General features: G+C 72.9%; 17 protein-coding genes. 8 read left to right on the top strand and 9 right to left on the bottom strand.

The annotated features are described in order from the left end of the window. Nucleotides 1–44: 44 nt before the first annotated feature. The 5 genes from AC3WRM_RS12960 to AC3WRM_RS12940 are packed head-to-tail and all read left to right on the top strand — an operon-like array spanning nt 45 to nt 8449. The gene (locus AC3WRM_RS12960) at nt 45–2015 is read left to right on the top strand and encodes a maltotransferase domain-containing protein (RefSeq protein WP_492248252.1); all 1971 of its coding nucleotides are present in this window, start codon (nt 45–47) and stop codon (nt 2013–2015) included. 29 nt (nt 2016–2044) lie between these two features. Beyond that, nucleotides 2045–3877, top strand: a complete 1833-nt coding sequence (gene treS, locus AC3WRM_RS12955; RefSeq protein WP_492248251.1) for a maltose alpha-D-glucosyltransferase — start codon at nt 2045–2047, stop codon at nt 3875–3877. Next, entirely contained in the window at nt 3874–5259 is a 1386-nt protein-coding gene (locus AC3WRM_RS12950; protein ID WP_492248250.1) for a maltokinase N-terminal cap-like domain-containing protein, read from the top strand. The genes treS and AC3WRM_RS12950 overlap by 4 nt, the downstream gene beginning before the upstream one ends. Nucleotide 5260: 1 nt before the next feature. Beyond that, the gene (gene glgB, locus AC3WRM_RS12945) at nt 5261–7219 is read left to right on the top strand and encodes a 1,4-alpha-glucan branching protein GlgB (protein ID WP_492248249.1); all 1959 of its coding nucleotides are present in this window, start codon (nt 5261–5263) and stop codon (nt 7217–7219) included. 9 nt (nt 7220–7228) lie between these two features. Continuing rightward, nucleotides 7229–8449 (top strand): arginine deiminase, encoded by a 1221-nt coding sequence (locus tag AC3WRM_RS12940; protein ID WP_492248248.1) that lies wholly within the window; start codon nt 7229–7231, stop codon nt 8447–8449. Between the two features lie 259 nt (nt 8450–8708). Here the strand turns inward: AC3WRM_RS12940 and AC3WRM_RS12935 are convergent, their stop codons facing one another. The 4 genes from AC3WRM_RS12935 to AC3WRM_RS12920 all read right to left on the bottom strand — a co-directional run bounded on the left by AC3WRM_RS12935 (nt 8709) and on the right by AC3WRM_RS12920 (nt 12194). Then, nucleotides 8709–9230 carry a cysteine hydrolase family protein gene (locus tag AC3WRM_RS12935; protein WP_492248247.1) on the bottom strand — a complete coding sequence of 174 codons (522 nt, stop codon included), beginning with the start codon at nt 9228–9230 and terminating at the stop codon, nt 8709–8711. 10 nt (nt 9231–9240) lie between these two features. Next, nucleotides 9241–10719, bottom strand: coding sequence for a purine-cytosine permease family protein (locus tag AC3WRM_RS12930; RefSeq protein ID WP_492248246.1), 1479 nt, complete (start codon nt 10717–10719; stop codon nt 9241–9243). A 119-nt stretch (nt 10720–10838) separates the two neighbouring features. Beyond that, nucleotides 10839–11684, bottom strand: a complete 846-nt coding sequence (locus tag AC3WRM_RS12925) for a DUF5926 family protein (RefSeq protein ID WP_492248245.1) — start codon at nt 11682–11684, stop codon at nt 10839–10841. A 66-nt stretch (nt 11685–11750) separates the two neighbouring features. Then, entirely contained in the window at nt 11751–12194 is a 444-nt protein-coding gene (locus AC3WRM_RS12920; protein WP_309633541.1) for an ATP-binding protein, read from the bottom strand. A gap of 114 nt (nt 12195–12308) precedes the next feature. On the opposite strand from AC3WRM_RS12920, the gene AC3WRM_RS12915 reads away from it, so the two are divergent. After that, nucleotides 12309–12617: a rhodanese-like domain-containing protein gene (locus AC3WRM_RS12915; protein WP_492248244.1), complete on the top strand. Its 309-nt coding sequence runs from the start codon at nt 12309–12311 to the stop codon at nt 12615–12617. 72 nt (nt 12618–12689) lie between these two features. On the opposite strand, the gene AC3WRM_RS12910 is transcribed toward AC3WRM_RS12915, so the two are convergent. From AC3WRM_RS12910 to AC3WRM_RS12900, 3 genes are all read right to left on the bottom strand, one after another. Next, nucleotides 12690–12968: an HU family DNA-binding protein gene (locus tag AC3WRM_RS12910; RefSeq protein WP_067860776.1), complete on the bottom strand. Its 279-nt coding sequence runs from the start codon at nt 12966–12968 to the stop codon at nt 12690–12692. A 79-nt stretch (nt 12969–13047) separates the two neighbouring features. Beyond that, nucleotides 13048–13722 carry a leucyl/phenylalanyl-tRNA--protein transferase gene (gene aat, locus AC3WRM_RS12905; RefSeq protein ID WP_492248327.1) on the bottom strand — a complete coding sequence of 225 codons (675 nt, stop codon included), beginning with the start codon at nt 13720–13722 and terminating at the stop codon, nt 13048–13050. A gap of 16 nt (nt 13723–13738) precedes the next feature. Next, the gene (locus AC3WRM_RS12900; RefSeq protein ID WP_492248243.1) at nt 13739–14698 is read right to left on the bottom strand and encodes a phosphotransferase; all 960 of its coding nucleotides are present in this window, start codon (nt 14696–14698) and stop codon (nt 13739–13741) included. A 65-nt stretch (nt 14699–14763) separates the two neighbouring features. Between AC3WRM_RS12900 and AC3WRM_RS12895 the strand changes: the two genes are divergently transcribed. Next, nucleotides 14764–15450 (top strand): hypothetical protein, encoded by a 687-nt coding sequence (locus AC3WRM_RS12895; protein WP_492248242.1) that lies wholly within the window; start codon nt 14764–14766, stop codon nt 15448–15450. A 61-nt stretch (nt 15451–15511) separates the two neighbouring features. Here the strand turns inward: AC3WRM_RS12895 and AC3WRM_RS12890 are convergent, their stop codons facing one another. Together AC3WRM_RS12890 and AC3WRM_RS12885 are read right to left on the bottom strand one after the other, a co-directional pair. Beyond that, nucleotides 15512–16132 (bottom strand): GyrI-like domain-containing protein, encoded by a 621-nt coding sequence (locus tag AC3WRM_RS12890; protein WP_492248241.1) that lies wholly within the window; start codon nt 16130–16132, stop codon nt 15512–15514. Then, nucleotides 16129–16677: a CGNR zinc finger domain-containing protein gene (locus AC3WRM_RS12885; protein ID WP_492248240.1), complete on the bottom strand. Its 549-nt coding sequence runs from the start codon at nt 16675–16677 to the stop codon at nt 16129–16131. Before AC3WRM_RS12885 ends, AC3WRM_RS12890 begins: the two co-directional genes overlap by 4 nt. Before the next feature lie 39 nt (nt 16678–16716). Between AC3WRM_RS12885 and AC3WRM_RS12880 the strand changes: the two genes are divergently transcribed. Beyond that, nucleotides 16717–17748: a DMT family transporter gene (locus AC3WRM_RS12880; protein WP_492248239.1), complete on the top strand. Its 1032-nt coding sequence runs from the start codon at nt 16717–16719 to the stop codon at nt 17746–17748. The last annotated feature ends 82 nt before the right edge of the window (nt 17749–17830 follow it).

Genomic DNA, 17830 nt, shown 5'->3' with positions numbered 1-17830 from the left:
GGCGGCCGACGAGTCGTCCGACGCGAGCGACGGGAGTGCACCGCATGACGGACCGGATCGGCATCGACGACGTCCGACCCTTGTCCGGCGACGGGACCTACCCGTCGAAGGCGGTCGTCGGCGAGCACGTCCCCGTGCGGGCCACCGTCTGGCGCGAGGGTCACGACGCCGTGGCGGCCACCGTCGCCTGGCGCGGGCCGGGCGAGCGGCGCGACCGCACCGTGCGGATGCACGAGCAGGGCACCGGCCTCGACCTCTTCGCCGCCACGATCGTCCCCGACGCCGAGGGCCTGTGGACCTTCCGCGTCGACGCCTGGAGCGACCCGTGGGCCACCGCGGTGCACGCCCTCGAGGCGAAGCTGGCCGCGGGCCAGACCCCGGCGGAGCTGGCCAACGATCTCGAGATCGCCGCGCGCCTGCTCGACGAGGTCGCGGCGCGACGCGACCGGCGCGCCCAGGCGGGCACGCTGGCCGGTGCCGCTGCGGCGCTGCGCGACGACACCCTGCCGCTGGGCGCCCGTGTGGGCCCGGCACTGGACACCGCCGTCCGCACGGTCATGCACGACCACCCCGTGCGCCAGCTCCTCACCCGTGGACCGGTGCGTCGCGTGTGGGTCGACCGCCACCGCGCCGCGTTCGGCTCCTGGTACGAGTTCTTCCCCCGGTCCACGGGTGGCGTCGACGCCGACGGGCGACCGGTGCACGGCACCTTCCGCACGGCCGCCGAGGCGCTCGACCGGGTGGCCGCGATGCAGTTCGACGTGGTCTACCTGCCCCCGATCCACCCGATCGGGCGCGAGAACCGCAAAGGTCCGAACAACACCCTCACGCCCGGGCCCGACGACGTCGGCTCGCCCTGGGCCATCGGTGCCGCCGAGGGCGGTCACGACGCGATCCACCCCGAGCTCGGCGACGACGCCGACTTCGCCGCGTTCGTGGCGCGGGCCGAGGAGCTCGGGATGGAGGTGGCCCTCGACCTCGCCCTCCAGGCCGCGCCCGACCACCCCTGGGTCCGTGAGCACCCCGACTTCTTCACGACGCTGCCCGACGGCACCATCGCGTACGCCGAGAACCCGCCGAAGAAGTACCAGGACATCTACCCGCTGAACTTCGACCTCGACCCCGACGGCATCTACGCCGAGGTGCTGCGCGTGACGCTGCACTGGGTCGAGCGCGGGGTGCGCATCTTCCGCGTCGACAACCCGCACACGAAGCCGCCGAGCTTCTGGGCGTGGCTGATCGCCGAGGTCAAGGAGCGCCACCCCGACGTGCTGTTCCTGTCCGAGGCGTTCACGCGGCCGGCGCGGCTCTGGGGGCTCGCGCGGCTGGGCTTCACGCAGAGCTACACGTACTTCACCTGGCGCACGACGAAGGAGGAGATCGTCGAGTTCGGCGAGGACCTGCGCGACCACTGGGACGAGGGTCGCGGCAACCTCTTCGTCAACACGCCCGACATCCTCCCCGAGCACCTGCAGGTGGGTGGCCCGGGCATGTTCGCGCTGCGCGCCGCGCTGGCTGCCACGCTCGCCCCCACCTGGGGCGTCTACTCCGGGTACGAGCTGTTCGAGGCCGAGCCCCTCCGCCCCGGCGCGGAGGAGTACCTGCACTCCGAGAAGTTCGAGCTGCGTCCGCGCGACTACGCCGCCGCGCTGGCCGAGGGACGCTCGCTGGAGCCCTGGATCACCCGCCTCAACGAGATCCGCCGCGCCCACCCGGCCCTGCAGCAGATGCGCACCCTGCACTTCCACCACGTCGACCACGACGCGCTGCTCGCCTGGTCGAAGCAGGACCCCGCGACCGGGGACCTCGTCGTGGTGGTGCTCTCGCTCGACCCGCACGACGCCCGCGAGGGCACGGTCTTCCTCGACCTCGACGTGCTCGGCCTGTCGCCCGACGCCGAGCTCGTCGCCCACGACGAGGTGACCGGCGAGACCTACGCCTGGGGCCCGGCCACCTACGTGCGCCTCGACCCGGCCCGCGCGCCCGCGCACATCCTGCACGTGACCCCCCGATGACCCCGCGCCCCCTCCTGGGAGGAGACCAGATGGCCGACGCACCCCCCGAGGCGACAGCACCCGACGCTGCGCTCGACGGGCTCGAGCAGACCCCGCACACCGGTGAGGACGTCGCCGCCGACGGGACGCTCTCCGAGCCGAGCGCCGACGACTTCGGCCACGCCGAGCAGGCCCCGTCGGACCCCGAGTGGTTCAAGCGCGCCGTGTTCTACGAGGTGCTGGTCCGCGCGTTCAACGACTCCAACGGCGACGGCACGGGCGACCTGCGCGGCCTCGCCGACAAGCTCGACTACATCCAGTGGCTCGGCGTCGACTGCCTGTGGCTGCCCCCGTTCTACGCCTCGCCGTTGCGCGACGGCGGGTACGACATCAGCGACTTCCGCGCGGTGCTGCCGGAGTTCGGCACGGTCGAGGACTTCGTGCACCTGCTGGAGGAGGCGCACCGCCGCGGCATCCGGGTGATCACCGACCTCGTGCTCAACCACACCTCCGACGCGCACCCCTGGTTCCAGGCGTCGCGCCAGGACCCGGAGGGACCGTACGGCGACTTCTACGTGTGGAGCGACACCGGCACCGAGTACAGCGACGCACGCATCATCTTCGTCGACACGGAGACGTCGAACTGGACGTACGACCCGGTGCGCGGCCAGTTCTTCTGGCACCGCTTCTTCAGCCACCAGCCCGACCTGAACTTCGAGAACCCCGCCGTCCGCGAGGCCATGCTCGACGTGCTGCGCTTCTGGCTCGACCTCGGCATCGACGGCTTCCGGCTCGACGCGGTGCCCTACCTCTTCGAGGAGGAGGGCACGAGCAGCGAGAACCTGCCGCGCACCCACGAGTACCTCAAGGAGGTGCGCGCGACGATCGACCGCGAGTTCCCGGGGCGCGTGCTGCTCGCCGAGGCGAACCAGTGGCCGTCCGACGTCGTGGAGTACTTCGGCGACCCCGAGGTCGGCGGCGACGAGTGCCATATGGCCTTCCACTTCCCGCTGATGCCGCGGATCTTCATGGCCGTGCGGCGCGAGTCGCGCTTCCCCATCTCCGAGATCCTGGCGCAGACGCCGCCGATCCCCGCCGGCACCCAGTGGGGCATCTTCCTGCGCAACCACGACGAGCTGACGCTCGAGATGGTCACCGACGACGAGCGCGACTACATGTACCGCGAGTACGCCCGCGACCCGCGGATGAAGGCCAACATCGGCATCCGCCGCCGGCTCGCGCCGCTGCTGGAGAACGACCGCAACCAGCTCGAGCTGTTCACCGCGCTGCTGCTGAGCCTGCCGGGCTCCCCGGTGCTCTACTACGGCGACGAGATCGGGATGGGCGACAACATCTGGCTCGGCGACCGCGACGCGGTGCGCACGCCGATGCAGTGGTCGCCGGACCGCAACGCGGGCTTCTCCCGGTCCGACCCCGGTCGCGTCTACCTGCCGCCGATCATGGACCCCACCTACGGCTACGAGGCGGTCAACGTCGAGGCGCAGATGGGCAACTCGGCGTCGCTGCTGTCGTGGACGCGGCGGATGATCGAGGTGCGCAAGCAGCACCTGGCCTTCGCCGAGGGCGACTTCGTCGACCTGGGCGGCTCCAACCCGAGCGTCCTCGCCTACCAGCGCGTCTGGACCCGCCCGGACGGCGAGCGCGACGTCGTGCTGTGCGTCAACAACCTGTCCCGCTTCCCCCAGCCCGTCGAGCTCGAGCTCGGCGAGCACGAGGGGTGCACCCCCGTCGAGCTGACCGGCAGCGTGCGCTTCCCGCGCGTCGGGGAGCTGCCCTACCTGCTGACCCTGCCGGGCCACGGCTTCTACTGGTTCCAGCTGGTCGAGCTCGGCGACGAGGGCGAACGAAGGAGCATGCTGTGAGCCAGCCCGTGACCCAGCACGACGTCGACCAGATCGCCGCGGCCCTGCCCGGGTGGCTGCCCTCCCAGCGGTGGTTCGGGGGCAAGGACCGCGAGGTGACCACCGTGCGGCCGCTGGCCTGGACCGTCGTCGAGGACGGCGACCCGGCCCTCGTGCACCTCGTGGTCGAGGTCGGGCAGGACGACCGCACCGAGCCCTACCAGCTGCTGCTGGGGCGACGCAGCGACGGCCTGCCGGACGTCCCGGCGGCCGCGGCGATCGGGGTCGAGGACGGTCCCGTCTGGTACGAGGCCAGCGGCGACGCCGACCTCACCGGCGTGCTGCTCGACCACGTGGCCGCCGGCGACGTCGTGGGCGACCTGCGGTTCGAGCCCGAGCCGGGCGCCGAGCTCGTGACCGGGCTGCGCGCCCACCCGATCACGTCGGAGCAGAGCAACACCTCGCTCGTGTACGGCGGCCAGTACATCCTGAAGCTCTTCCGGCGGCTGACGCCGGGCACGAACAAGGACCTCGTGCTGCACCGTGCGCTGCGCGAGGTCGGGTCGGCACACGTCGCCGAGCCGCTCGGCGCGATCAGCGGGGTGCTGGGTGACGACGAGGTCACCTTCGCGATGCTGCAGCGGTTCCTGCCCGACGCCGCCGACGGCTGGGTCATGGCCACCACGAGCGTCCGCGACTACATGGCCGACGACGCGGGGCTGCCGCCCGGCGACCTCGGTGGCGACTTCTCCGGCGAGGCCTACCGGCTCGGTCGCGCCGTGGCCGACGTCCACGCCGACCTCGCCCGCGCTCTCGGCACCGAGACGGCCGCGAGCGACGACCTCGCCCGCACGGTCGGGGCGATGGAGCGTCGGCTCGACCGGGTAGCCGCCGCGGTCCCCGCCCTGCGGGAGCACACCGACGGCATCCGCGCCGCCTTCCAGGCCGTCGCCGACGTCGAGCTGCGGCAGCCGCTGCAGCCCGTCCACGGCGACCTGCACCTCGGCCAGGTGCTGCGCACCGTCGCCGGGTGGCTCGTCCTGGACTTCGAGGGGGAGCCCGCGGCCAGCCTCGCGGAGCGCTCGGCGCTGCGCTCGCCGTTGCGCGACGTCGCCGGCATGCTCCGCTCCTTCGACTACGCCGCCCACCAGCTGCTCGTGGGCCAGCCGCACGACGCCGACCGCCGCGAGCGCGCCGACGCGTGGGCCGTCCACAACCGGACCGCGTTCTGCGACGGCTACGCCAAGGCGGCTGGGCACGACCCGCGCGACGAGGCCGTGCTGCTGCGTGGGTTCGAGCTCGACAAGGCGGTCTACGAGGTGGGCTACGAGCACGCCAACCGGCCCGACTGGACCGACGTGCCGCTCGGCTCCATCGCCCGCATCCTCACCGAGGAGGCCTGACATGACGTCCGGAAGCATCCCCACCGGCAGCACCCCCGACGGCAGCACGTCCACCAGCGGCGAGCCCGCGGACGGCTGGCCCGTCGCGGTCGGCGAGCTCGACCTGCACCTCATCGGCGAGGGCCGCCACGAGCGGCTCTGGGACGTGCTGGGCGCCCACGTCCGCACCCACGACGGCCCCGACGGGCCCGTGGAGGGCACCTCGTTCGCGCTCTGGGCCCCGAACGCCCGCAGCGTGCAGGTCGTCGGCGACTTCAACGGCTGGGACGGCGGCGCGCACGCCATGCGACCGCTCGGCGGACCGGGTGTCTGGGACCTGTTCGTCCCGGGCGTCGGCGCCGGCACCCGGTACAAGTTCCGCGTCGAGGGTGCCGACGGCGCCTGGCACGAGAAGATCGACCCGCTCGCCTTCGGCACCGAGGTACCGCCCGCGACGGCGTCGGTCGTGGTCGAACCCACGCACTACTGGCGCGACGACGCCTGGGTCGAGCAGCGCGACGCGACCCGCTGGGCCGAGGCCCCCGTGAGCATCTACGAGGTGCACCTCGGGTCGTGGCGACCCGGTCTCACGTACCGCGAGCTCGCCGAGGAGCTGGGCGACTACCTCCTCGAGATGGGGTTCACCCACGTCGAGCTGCTGCCGGTCGCCGAGCATCCCTTCGGCGGCTCCTGGGGCTACCAGGTCACGTCGTACTACGCGCCGACGTCGCGGTTCGGATCGCCCGACGACTTCCGCTGGTTCGTCGACGAGCTGCACCAGCGGGGCCTCGGGGTCATCGTCGACTGGGTGCCGGCGCACTTCCCGAAGGACGAGTGGGCCCTCGCCCGCTTCGACGGCACCCCGCTCTACGAGCACCCCGACCCCCGCCGCGGCGAGCAGCCCGACTGGGGCACGTACGTCTTCGACTTCGGTCGCCCGGAGGTGCGCAACTTCCTCGTCGCCAATGCACTGTTCTGGCTCGAGGAGTTCCACCTCGACGGCCTCCGCGTCGACGCCGTCGCGTCGATGCTCTACCTCGACTACTCGCGCAACGACGGCGAGTGGGTGCCCAACAAGCACGGCGGACGCGAGAACCTCGAGGCCGTGCAGCTGCTGCAGGAGCTCAACGCGACGGTCTACAAGCACCACCCCGGCGTGATGATGGTCGCCGAGGAGTCGACGGCGTGGCCGGGGGTCAGCGCACCCACCGACGCGGGCGGGCTCGGCTTCGGCTTCAAGTGGAACATGGGCTGGATGCACGACACGCTCTCCTACCTGGGCCACGACCCCGTGCACCGCTCGTACCACCACGGGGAGATGACGTTCGCCATCGACTACGCCTGGACCGAGAACTTCGTGCTGCCGCTCTCCCACGACGAGGTCGTGCACGGCAAGGGGTCGTTGTGGGGCCGGATGCCGGGCGACGCGTGGAACAAGGCGGCAGGCGTGCGCTCCCTGCTGGCGTTCATGTGGGCCCACCCCGGCAAGCAGATGCTGTTCATGGGCGGGGAGTTCGGGCAGGAGGGCGAGTGGGCGGAGTCCCGCGGGCTCGACTGGGACGAGCTGCGCGACCCGCTGCACGCGGGCGTCCTCGAGCTGGTCGCCGACCTGAACCAGACGTACCGCTCGATGCCGGCGCTCCACACCGCCGACACCACCCCCGACGGCTTCCGGTGGATCGACGCGTCGGACGTCGCGGGGAACGTCGTGTGCTTCCTGCGGATCGGCAGCGACGGGTCGCAGCTGGCGTGCCTGGCGAACTTCTCCGGCGCGCCGCACCACGACTACCGCGTGGGGCTGCCGCTCCTGGGCCGGTGGCGCGAGGTGCTGAACACCGACGCGCAGGCGTACGGCGGCTCCGGGGTGGGCAACCTCGGTGCTGTGGAGGCCGAGGGCGTGCCGCACCACGGCTTCGCCGCGTCGGCGTCCGTGCAGCTGCCTCCGGCCGGGGTGCTCTGGCTGGTGCCCGACGCCACCTAGGGTGGGCGCATGACGACGTGGGGTGCCTCGAGCGAGGTCGGCCGCCTGCGGACGGTGCTGCTGCACCGGCCGGGCCAGGAGCTCGCGCGGCTGACGCCGCGCAACAACGACTCGCTGCTGTTCGACGGCATCCCCTGGCTGGGTCGCGCCCAGGACGAGCACGACGCGTTCGCGCAGGCGCTGCGCGACCACGACGTCGAGGTGCTGTACCTCGTCGAGCTGCTCACCGAGACCCTCGAGCAGGCCGACGCGCGGGCCGAGATCGTCGAGAGCACGACGTCGACGCTGCACCTCGGCGACAGCCTGCGTCGCTACCTGGTGGCCGCGCTGTCGGACCTCGCGCCCGCCGACCTCGCCGCGGTCGTGACCGCGGGCCTGCGCAACGACGAGGTCGCGCACCGCAGCATCGTCACGAGCCTGCTGCGTCCCGACGACTTCCTCGTCGACCCGCTGCCCAACCTGCTCTTCACCCGCGACTCCTCCGTCTGGCTGCCCGACCGGGTGGCCGTGACGAGCCTGGCGATGCCGGCGCGCGTCCGCGAGACGCAGCTGACCGGCCTCGTCTACGCCCACCACCCGCGCTTCGCAGGCGTCGAGCGCGTCCACGGCCCGCACCTGGAGCACCTGGAGGGCGGTGACGTGCTGCTGCTCGCGCCCGGCGTCGTCGCGGTCGGGGTCGGGGAGCGGACCACCCCGGCCGGGTTCGAGCGGTTCGCGGCGCAGGTGCTGGCGCCCGGCGGGGGTGCGGGGCCGGGGGCCGCAGGAGGTGGAGCGCTCGCCGAGACGGTCCTGGCGGTGCCGATCGCCCAGGAGCGCGCCACGATGCACCTCGACACGATCGTCACGATGGTCGACGTCGACACCGTCGTGATCTACCCGAACATGGCCGACCAGCTGCGCGCGCTGGCGGTGACCCTCGACGACGACGGCGACCTGCGGGTCGGTCCGGAGCGGTCGTTCTTCGCCGCCGCGGCCGACGCGATGGGCATCGAGCGCCTGCACCGCATCGACACCGGCCTCGACCCGGTGACCGCCGAGCGGGAGCAGTGGGACGACGGCAACAACACCCTCGCGATCGACGCCCGTCTCGCCGTCGCCTACGAGCGCAACGAGCAGACCAACGCCCGCCTGGAGGAGCACGGCATCGAGGTCGTGGCCATCAGCGGCTCCGAGCTCGGGTCGGGCCGCGGCGGCCCGCGCTGCATGTCCTGCCCCGTCCTCCGCGACTGACCCACCCTCCCCCCCACCCTCGCCGCCCTTGGGGTTGGGCCCCACCCAAAGGGTGACTCACCCACCCAGCGCTGGGGTGGGGTGAATCCTTCGGGTGGGGGTGATGAGCGGCGGTGACGTCGGTCAGCGTCCCCCGCGGGCGGACGTCGGGCGGACATTCTTCGGGTGGGGCCCCACCCAAAGGATGCGTCCCACCTCAGCGCTGGGGTGGGAGGTCACTCTTGGGGTGGGGCCCCACCCCAAGGGTGCGCGGGATGGGTCAGGCGAGGGTGACCTGGGGCGCGTAGAGGGCCATGGCGTCGAGGGCGCGACGGTGGTTCTCGAGCGTCGAGCCGGCGCACGCGTCGACGGCCACCCGCACGGTCGCTCCGGCGTCGGCGGCGGCAAGCACGGTCGACAGCACGCAGCAGTCGGTCGAGACGCCGGCGACGACGAGGTCCGGGGCCTCGCCCGTCACCGCCCGCACGACGTCCCACTTGCCGAAGGTCGGCGCCGCCACCACCGTCGACGCCGCCGCGACGTCGGCCAGCTCGGGCACGACGTCGAACATCGGGTCGTCGGCCGGCCGGTCGGCGAACGGCCAGGCGTCGAAGTAGGCCCGCCACGACCCGACCCGCTCGGCGTCGGGAGCCGGCACCCAGCGCGTGACGATCGTCGGCATCGTCGCCGCCAGGGCACGCACCGGCTCGAGGGTCGCGGCAAACATCGGCGAGCCCCACGGCGACGCGGGGTCGGCGAAGACCCGCTGCGGGTCGACGACCACCAACCAGGTCTGCGTCATGCCCCGACCCTCACGCGGCACCGGCCTCCTGGCGACGCACGGTCGAGCGCCGCGCGACGAGGGTGACGAGCAGCCCGATCGCGAAGGCGGCCAGCACACCGAGGTTCGCGTACGGCCACGCACCGTCCCAGCCGGCGCCGTCGGGCAGGCGGGTGCCGAGCCCGAACGGCTCGATGAGGTAGCCCTGCCAGTCGTTCCACGCGGTGCCGGAGATCTGGTTGACGACCAGGCCCCAGCCCACGACTGACGCGACGACCATCGTCACCACCGACGTCCACGCGACGGCGCCGTAGCGTCCCGAGGCGTCGAACAGCGCCGCCTCGTCGTAGTCGCGCCGTCGCAGGGCGATGTCGCCGATCATGATGCCGGCCCAGGCGGCGACGGGGACGCCGAGCGTGATGAGGAAGCTCTGGAAGGGGCCGAGGAACGTCTGCGCGACGAACACGACGTACACCGTGCCGGCCGTCAGGATGACGCCGTCGACGAGCGCGGCGGCCGGCCGCGGGATGCGCACGCCGAGGCTGAGGAGCGTCAGCCCGGAGGAGTAGATGCCGAGCACGGCGCCGGACACGAGCGCCAGCACCGACGCGACGAGGAAGGGCACGAGGAACCAGGTGGGCAGGACCGACGCGAGCGTGCCGACGGGGTCGTTCACGATGCCCGCGCTGAGGGTGTCGGACGAGCCCGCGAGCAGGATGCCGTAGACCACGAGCACGACGGGCGCGAGCGCCCCGGCCAGCGTGTTCCACGCGACGATCTGTGCGCCCGACGTGTCGCGCCGCTGGTACCGCGACCAGTCCGCGGCGATGTTGATCCAGCCGAAGCCGAACCCGGTCATGACCATGACGAACGCCCCGACCATGGCCTGGCCGGAGCCGCCGGGCAGCGACGTGACGCGGTCGAGGTCGATCTGGTCGAACGTGAGGAGGATGTAGCCGATGGTGGCGGCGCCCGTGAGCCAGGTCAGCACCGACTGCAGGCGCATGATCACGTGGTAGCCCGCGACCGACGCGGCGACGATCAGAGCGGCGATCACGGCGCAGGCGACGACCTTCGTGGCCGTGCCGCCGCCCCAGCCGAGCTCGCGCAGGACGGTGGCGGTGGCCAGGGTCGCGGTGATGGCCAGGAAGGTCTCCCAGCCGATGGAGATCAGCCAGCTGAAGACGCCGGGCAGCTTCTGGCCGACGACGCCGAACGGCGCGCGGCTGAGGATCATCGTGGGCGCCGAGCCGCGCTTGCCGGCGATCGCGACGAGCCCGCACGCCGCGAACGAGACCACGACGCCGAGGACGGTGACGACCACGGCCTGTGTCAGCGACAGCCCGAAGCCGAGCACGAAGCTGCCGTAGGAGATGCCGAACACCGACACGTTCGCGGCGAACCAGGGCCAGAACAGGTCCGACGGCTTCGCCGTGCGCTCCGCCTCGTCGACGATCTCGATGCCCGTGACCTCGATACCGGCCCGTCGGACCGCGTCCAGCTCGCTCATGAGGTCAGGGTCCCACGATGCGGCGTCACGCGTCTGCCCACCTCAGGGGATGCGTCCCACCCCAGCGCTGCGGTGGGGAGTCACCCTTGGGGTGGGGCCCCACCCCAAGGGTGAGGGGGTCAGCGGATGGTGAGCTGACGGCTGGTGAGGTTGGCGCGGGCGTTGCGCTGCTCCTGGGTGAGGGGCGCGTCGTCGGCGATCGCACCCTCCAGCCGCTGGGCGAGGGCCGCGACGGGCTCCTCCAGGGCGGCCGCTCCGTCGTCGACGACGGCCGGGTCCATCTCCCACACCGGCACGAGCAGCCCGTGGGCGCGGAACATGCCGATGAGCTTCGTGCCGTCGCCGAGGGTCTCCTCGCCGGCGGCCGCGAGACGCGCGAAGCCGTCGAGCACCGTGGCCTCGCTCTGCGTGACGACCCAGCGCAGGTAGCGCTTGTCGCCCATGCGGACCCAGTAGGCCGCCTCGACCGAGCTCAGGCGCTCCGTGGGGGCGATCGACTCGTTCGCGGCGGCCAGCGCCTCGGAGCCCTCGGCGTCGGTGCCCTCGACCCAGAAGTCGAAGCCGTCGTGCACCTCCACGTCGAACGACGACGCGGGGTCGACGATCTGCTGCAGCCGGTCGCCGACGCCCGGGTCGGTCAGGCGGACCGGGTTGCCGGGCTCGGTCTCGCGGGCGGCCTCGATGGCGCCGGCGAGGTCGCGGCTGACGTCGCCGTAGTTGTGCAGCACCTGCAGGCCGAGCCAGATCTCGCCGTCGGGCCGACGGATGCCGGCGCCGCCACCGGGCAGCAGCGAGCACACGCGCACCTGCTCGCCGTCGGTGAGCGTGACGGTGGCGGTCGCGGACGGCACGAACTCGCGCAGCGCGATCCAGTCACCCTCGTGCGGCAGGCCCTCGAACGTGCGGGCGACGAAAGGCATGCGGGCCGGCTTCGGCGCCTTCGTGCGGCGCGACTTCTTTCCCATGGGTCGCACCCTAGCCAGGGGTGCAGCCGTCGGCAGGCCGCAGGGTCGCTGCTGGCCGTGGGGTGGTCAGCGGGCGAGCGGCAGCTCGGCGCCCACCCGAGTGCCGGCCGACATGTCGACCCACCAGCGGTCGGCGACGCGGTTGATGATCGACAGCCCCCGACCGCTGAGCGAGTCCTCGTCGAAGTCGATCGGCTTGAGCGAACCGCCCTGGCCGTCGTCGTGGACGCTGATCTCGAGCAGCTGCCGCTCGGGGTCGATGGTCCACGCCAGCTCCATCGTGCCGTCGTCGGACGGCTGGCCGTGCGCGACGGCGTTGGCGACCATCTCGCTCAGCACGATGAGGGCGTCGTCGATGACGGTCGACGACGCGCGGTGCACGGTGAGGAAGCCGGCGAGCTTGGTGCGGGCGATGCTCGGCGTCGACGGCTCGAAGGGCAGACGCACGGTGGCGGAGGGACGGGTGGTCGCCGCGGCGTTGCCGTCGACCTGTTCTCCGCCCGGGTGCATATAGTCCAAAGTAACCAGTCAGCAGCCGATAATCCAGCCCGTGTGGCCCACCTCCCGCCGCGGACGCCGCGCGCGACCTGCTCCGCACGGGCGCCAGACCTTTCAGGAGCCCCCGTGGACGTGCCCACGACGACCGTTGCCGACCTGCCCGACCCGCTGCCCGACGACCTCGTCGTGCTGGACGTCCGCGAGCCCCACGAGTGGGAGGCCGGCCACGTCCCGGGCGCCGTGCACGTGCCGCTCGGCGACCTCCCCGCGCGCGTCGGCGAGCTCGACCCGCAGGCCCGGACGCTCGTCGTCTGCCACCTCGGCGGTCGGTCGGCGCGGGCCACGGCATGGCTCGGGCAGCAGGGGCACGACGTCGTCAACCTGGCCGGCGGCATGGACGCCTGGGAGGCGGCGGGTCGTCCCACCGAGAGCTGAGCGTCCCCGGACGCGGAAAGGCCCCCTGGACCGTGTGGTCCGGGGGGCCTCTCCGTGGCTGACGGGCCTAGCTCACTTGGCGGCAGCCTTGAGCTTCGAGCCGGCGCTCACCTTCACGCCGTAGCCGGCGGGGATGTCGATCGTCTCACCGGTCGCGGGGTTGCGACCCGTGCGCGCGGCGCGCGAGACGCGCTCGACCGAGAGGATGCCGGGGATGGCGACCTTCTCGCCCTTGCTGACGGCGTCGATGAGGACGTCGGCCAGCGCGCTGAGGACGTCGTCGGCGGTGGACTTGGTGGTGTCGGCCTTCTCGGCGAGGGCCGAGACGAGGTCGCTGCGGGAGATAGCCACGGGGACTCCTAGAGAGTTCGGATGTTGTGCGCTCAGCAGTCTAGGCAGGAAACCCCGACATTCCGGTGCACCCCGGCCCCTACGGCGTGCCTCGTGCCCGTGATATCGGGCCCTGGAGGGCGTCCCAGTCGGGGCCGGGAGCGTCGACGAGGCTCCGCAGGGCTCCCAGGTACCGCTCACGGGGCCACCGCACGACGCCGAGCGACTCCAGGTGCGGGGTCGCCCACTGCACGTCGACGAGCCCGTCCGGCCCCACCGCGTCGACCAGCGCCACCAGCGCCACCTTCGACGCGTCGCGCGCGTGGTGGAACATCGACTCGCCCGCGAACAGGCGTCCGACCGAGAGCCCGTACAGCCCGCCGACGAGGTTGCCGTCGGCGTCGCGGGTCTCGACGGAGTGCGCCCAGCCGAGCTCGTGCAGGCGCACGTACGCGTCACGGATGCCGCGGTCGATCCAGGCGCCGGGTCGGCTGGGGTCGGCGCAGGCGTCGACCACCTCGGCGAACGCGGTGTCGATCGTGACCGTCATCCGTCGCACCGCCTGGCGCAGCGACCGCGAGACGCGCAGCGCCGACGGCTCGAGCACACCGCGCTCGACCGGCGACCACCACAGCAGGTCCCCCTCGTCCGGCATGGGGAACGCGCCGTGCCGGTAGGCCTCGACCACCGTCGACGGCTCGAGGTCGGCACCGGCGGCGACGCAGTCGGACCGGGGCCAGAGGTCGGGTCGGAACTCCCACGGGGTCGGGGGCAGCGGCACGGCGGGCACGTCAGGCCTCCAGCACGCGGCTCAGGTGGTGCGCGGGCATCTCGCCCCACTCGCGCCACTCCTCGTCGGTGGCCCCCTCGAGGGAGTCCCACCAGGTCAGGGCCCGGTTGACGGGCTGCGTGAAGGCCGTGGCGGCGCGCAGCTCGGCGAGGTCGCGCGGGTCGGCGACGTCGGACCACATCTCGGAGTAGGTGGCGAGCACGTCGTCCCAGGCCAGCGTGCTGCGCGTCGTGATCCAGCCGTAGGGGACGCTCAGGACCTCGAGCGCGTGGGACCACTGCAGGTCGCCGAAGTCGAACACGCGCAGGTCGGCGAAGGCGTTCCACGGGTGCACGTCACCATGCTGCACGGTGACCGGGACGCTCGACGACGCGAGGCGGGCGACGGCCTCGAGGAGCTGGTCGCGACGTGCGGCGAGCGCGGTGGCGCCGGCGTGGGCGAGGGACGAGGGGTGCTCGGCCGGCAGCGTCGCCAGCCGCTCGAGCAGGGCGTCGAAGCGTGCCGGGACGGTCTCGGGCGAGCAGTCGGGAACACCGGTCGCGAGCACGGCATCGCGCTGGTCGACGAGCCGACGCTGCAGCCGAGCGGTGGCGATCATGACGCCGCGCCAGTCGGCGAGGGTCGTCTCGCGGGAGTCGCCGAGCGTCACGCCACGGTCGGCGGTGAGCATCCACCCCTGCGCGGCGTCGACGGCGAGCGGCGCGGCCACCTGGTCGGGCGCGACGTCGGCCAGCAGCGCGTGCAGCGCGGGCTCGAACGCCATCGACCGGCAGTTCGCCTTGAACCACACACGCCCGCGGTCGGTCGGCACGACCAGCTGTGTCGACCACGGCCGCACACGACGCTGCTCGATAGGGCCGGCGAGCGCGTGCCCGGCCTCCTCCGCGCGGGCATGGATCCAGCCGTGCGCCTCCTCGAGCCAGTCCGACGACGTGACGCGTCGACTGAACGCCTGGTCCATGGGCCGAGCGTAGGGCCCGCGGCTGTTCAGGGGGCGGACCTCGGCCGCGTCCCTAGGATGGGGGCATGGCTGGACTCCGAGGCAGGGCCGCGGTCGCGGCGACGAACAAGATCGCTCCGCAGGTGGCCGGCGGGTTCGTCCGTCAGGTCCTGGACCGGGCGATCGACGGCGTCGGCCCGCTCCCCTCGGCCCGCAAGGCCGCCGACGCCCACCTCGTCGACACCGACGGTGACGTCGAGGCGGCGATCACGCGTCTCGTGCGCCGGCACACCGCGCTGGCCGGCGCGCAGGGCTTCGTGACCAACCTCGGTGGCATCGCAGCGGTGGCCGTGTCGGTGCCGGCGAACGTCGTCGGCGTCACGCTGGTGCAGGCGCACATGGTCGCGGGCGTGGCAGCGCTGCGCGGCTACGACCTCACCGACCCGCGGGTGCGCAACGCGATCCTGGTCTGCATGCTCGGCGAGGACGCGGTCAAGGACCTGCTGAAGTCGGGCAAGCTGCCGTCGCCGCCGATGACGCTCGCGACGTCGCCCGTGCACTCCCCCGAGCTCGACCGGATCATCTCCCACGAGGTCACCGCCGAGCTCGTCACCCGCACGGTCGGCCGCCGCGCCGTCACCCTCGTCGCGCGCCGCGTGCCGCTCATCGGCGGCGCCGTCGCGGGCGGGTCCGACGGGTGGTCGACCCACCAGATCGGGCAGTACGCCGCTCGCGAGCTGAAGGACCGCAACATCCCGAAGCGGCAACGCTGAACCCACTCGTTGCTGATTCCCATGAACTGATGGGAATCAGCAGCCTGACCGGGACCACGGGTCAGGACTCGACGGCCTCGACCGGCTGCCGCAGGATCGTCCGCAGGCGCTCCGGGGCGGTGCGCCGCGGGTCGCCGAGGTAGATCTCGTGGTGGCGGCCCGTCATGCGCAGACCTGCCGCGGGGATCTCGACGTCGTGCATCCGGGCGAGCACCGGGCCCTCGTCGTCGTAGGGGCCGACGTGGAGCGTCTGCATGCAGAGGCCCTCGTCCAGCACGCGCAGGTCGACCCGCTCCAGGCCGCCCAGGTCGGGCTTCTTGCGCGCCACGGTCGCGACGGCGTCGGCGAACGCGGCGTCGTCGACCCAGGTGGGCGCGAGGATCAGCGCGGTCCAGCTCCAGCGGCTCTTGTCGCGTGCGCTCGTGAACGCCGCCATGTCGTCGGACCACCAGAGCGCCTCCAGCGGCATGACCGTCTCGTCGTGACCGAGTGCCTTGCCGGCAAAGCGCAGGGTGTAGGCGACCGGGTAGAGCACGGCGAGCGCCTCGGCGTAGGAGGCCGACGTGTTGGGGTCGCCCGTGCCGTCGACGGCCAGGTACGTCAGCGGGGGCACCTCGACCACGTCGAAGACCCCGCGCCGGGCCCGGTAGGGGGCGAGCGTGCGCTTGCGGTCGAGCGTCATGCGTGCTCCTGCTCGCGCTGGCGGGCCCGGTACTCCGCGGCGGCGTGACGGTTGCCGCACGCGGTGCTGCAGAAGCGACGGGACCGGTTGCGGGAGAGGTCGAGGACGATGCCGTCACAGCCGTCGTCGGCGCAGACGCCGAACCGTGACAGCTCGCCGGCGATCAGGACGTCGCTGACGGCGATCGCCGCCTCGACGCAGATGCGCGAGGGCCACGGGCTGTCGTCGTCGGCGACGTGCAGGTGCCGCCCCAGCGGTCCGTGCGTCACGAGCCGAACCCGAGTGGGATGGGCATCGAGCAGGTCGTTGACCAGCACCGCGAGCTGGTCGGGGTCGCCGGTCGTGAGCAACCCGCGCAGCACGGGGCGCAGGGCGCGCACCTGCGCGAGCTCGCCGGCGTCGCGGTCGCGGCGGCCGGTGTAGCCGTGCCGCTCGTAGAAGGCGTCGAGCTGCTCGACCGTGGTGAGCGTGTCCGGGTCCTCCGCCGTGTTGACCAGCTCGACGGTGGCCAGCAGGTTGGCCTCGATGTCAGGAGCGAAGGTCATGTTGACACCTTACGACATCGGCCTCTATCGTCAGGACCCATGACCATGAACGCCCCTGACGCCGGATCGGCGACGGGCGCCTCGGCGTCGGCGCGACGCTCCCCGAACGCCGGGACCGGACGCACCACGTCGGGCCTTGTGTTCGCCCTGGTGTCCGCCTCCGCCTTCGGGCTGTCCGGCTCCCTGGCACGCGGACTGCTGGAGTCGGGCTGGAGTGCGGGCGCGGCCGCCGCGGTCCGCATGGGCGTCGCCGCGGCCGTGGTGGCCCTCCCGGCCGCCCTCGCGATGCGGGGTCGTTGGCGGGGCGTCCGGCGCGCCGCGCCGATGGTGCTGCTCTACGGGCTGCTCGCCGTCGCCGGAGCGCAGCTCTGCTACTTCTACGCCGTGCAGACGCTGCAGGTCGGCGTCGCACTGCTCATCGAGTACATGGCGCCGGTGGCCGTCGTGCTGTTCCTGTGGGCGGCCCGAGGGGAGCGTCCCGGTCGGCTCACCGTCGCCGGAGCCGTCGTGGCGATGGGCGGGCTCGGGCTCGTGCTGGGTCTGCTCTCCGGCGTCTCGCTCGACGGCGTCGGGGTCCTGTGGGCACTCGGCGCGACGGTCGGCGCCGCCACCTACTTCCTGCTGTCCGCCGACGACCGCGTCGGTCTGCCGCCGGTCGCGCTGGCGGGCGGCGGGCTGCTCGTCGGCAGCGCCGCACTCGGTCTCGGCGGGCTCGTCGGCGTGCTGCCGATGACCGCGTCGACCGCCGACGCGACGCTCGGCGACGTCGCGCTCCCCTGGTGGCTGCTCGTCGGGCTGCTCGGCGTCGTGACCGCGGCGCTCGCGTACGTCACCGGCATCGCAGCGGGACGACGGCTTGGGTCGCGCGTGGCGTCGTTCGTCGCCCTCTCGGAGGTGCTCATGGCCGTGCTGTTCGCCTGGCTGCTGCTCGACGAGCTGCCGACCACGGCCCAGCTGCTCGGCGGGCTCCTCGTCCTGGCCGGTGTCGTGCTGGTCAAGGTCGGCGAGCCCCGGTACGTCGAGGAGCAGGTCGCGACCTCGCCCACGGTCGAGCCGCTGCCGCCGACCTGAGCGCCCCGCCCCACCGTCGCCGCTGGTGCCTGTTTCCGTGGGGCGCCAAGGAAACAGACACTCCCCCACGCAAACGCGCGGT

It is taken from the genome of Aeromicrobium sp. EU05-FHT14F07 (assembly GCF_058790455.1).
Note: the sequence above shows the minus strand (reverse complement) of the source record. Positions and strands in the feature narration are given on the sequence as shown.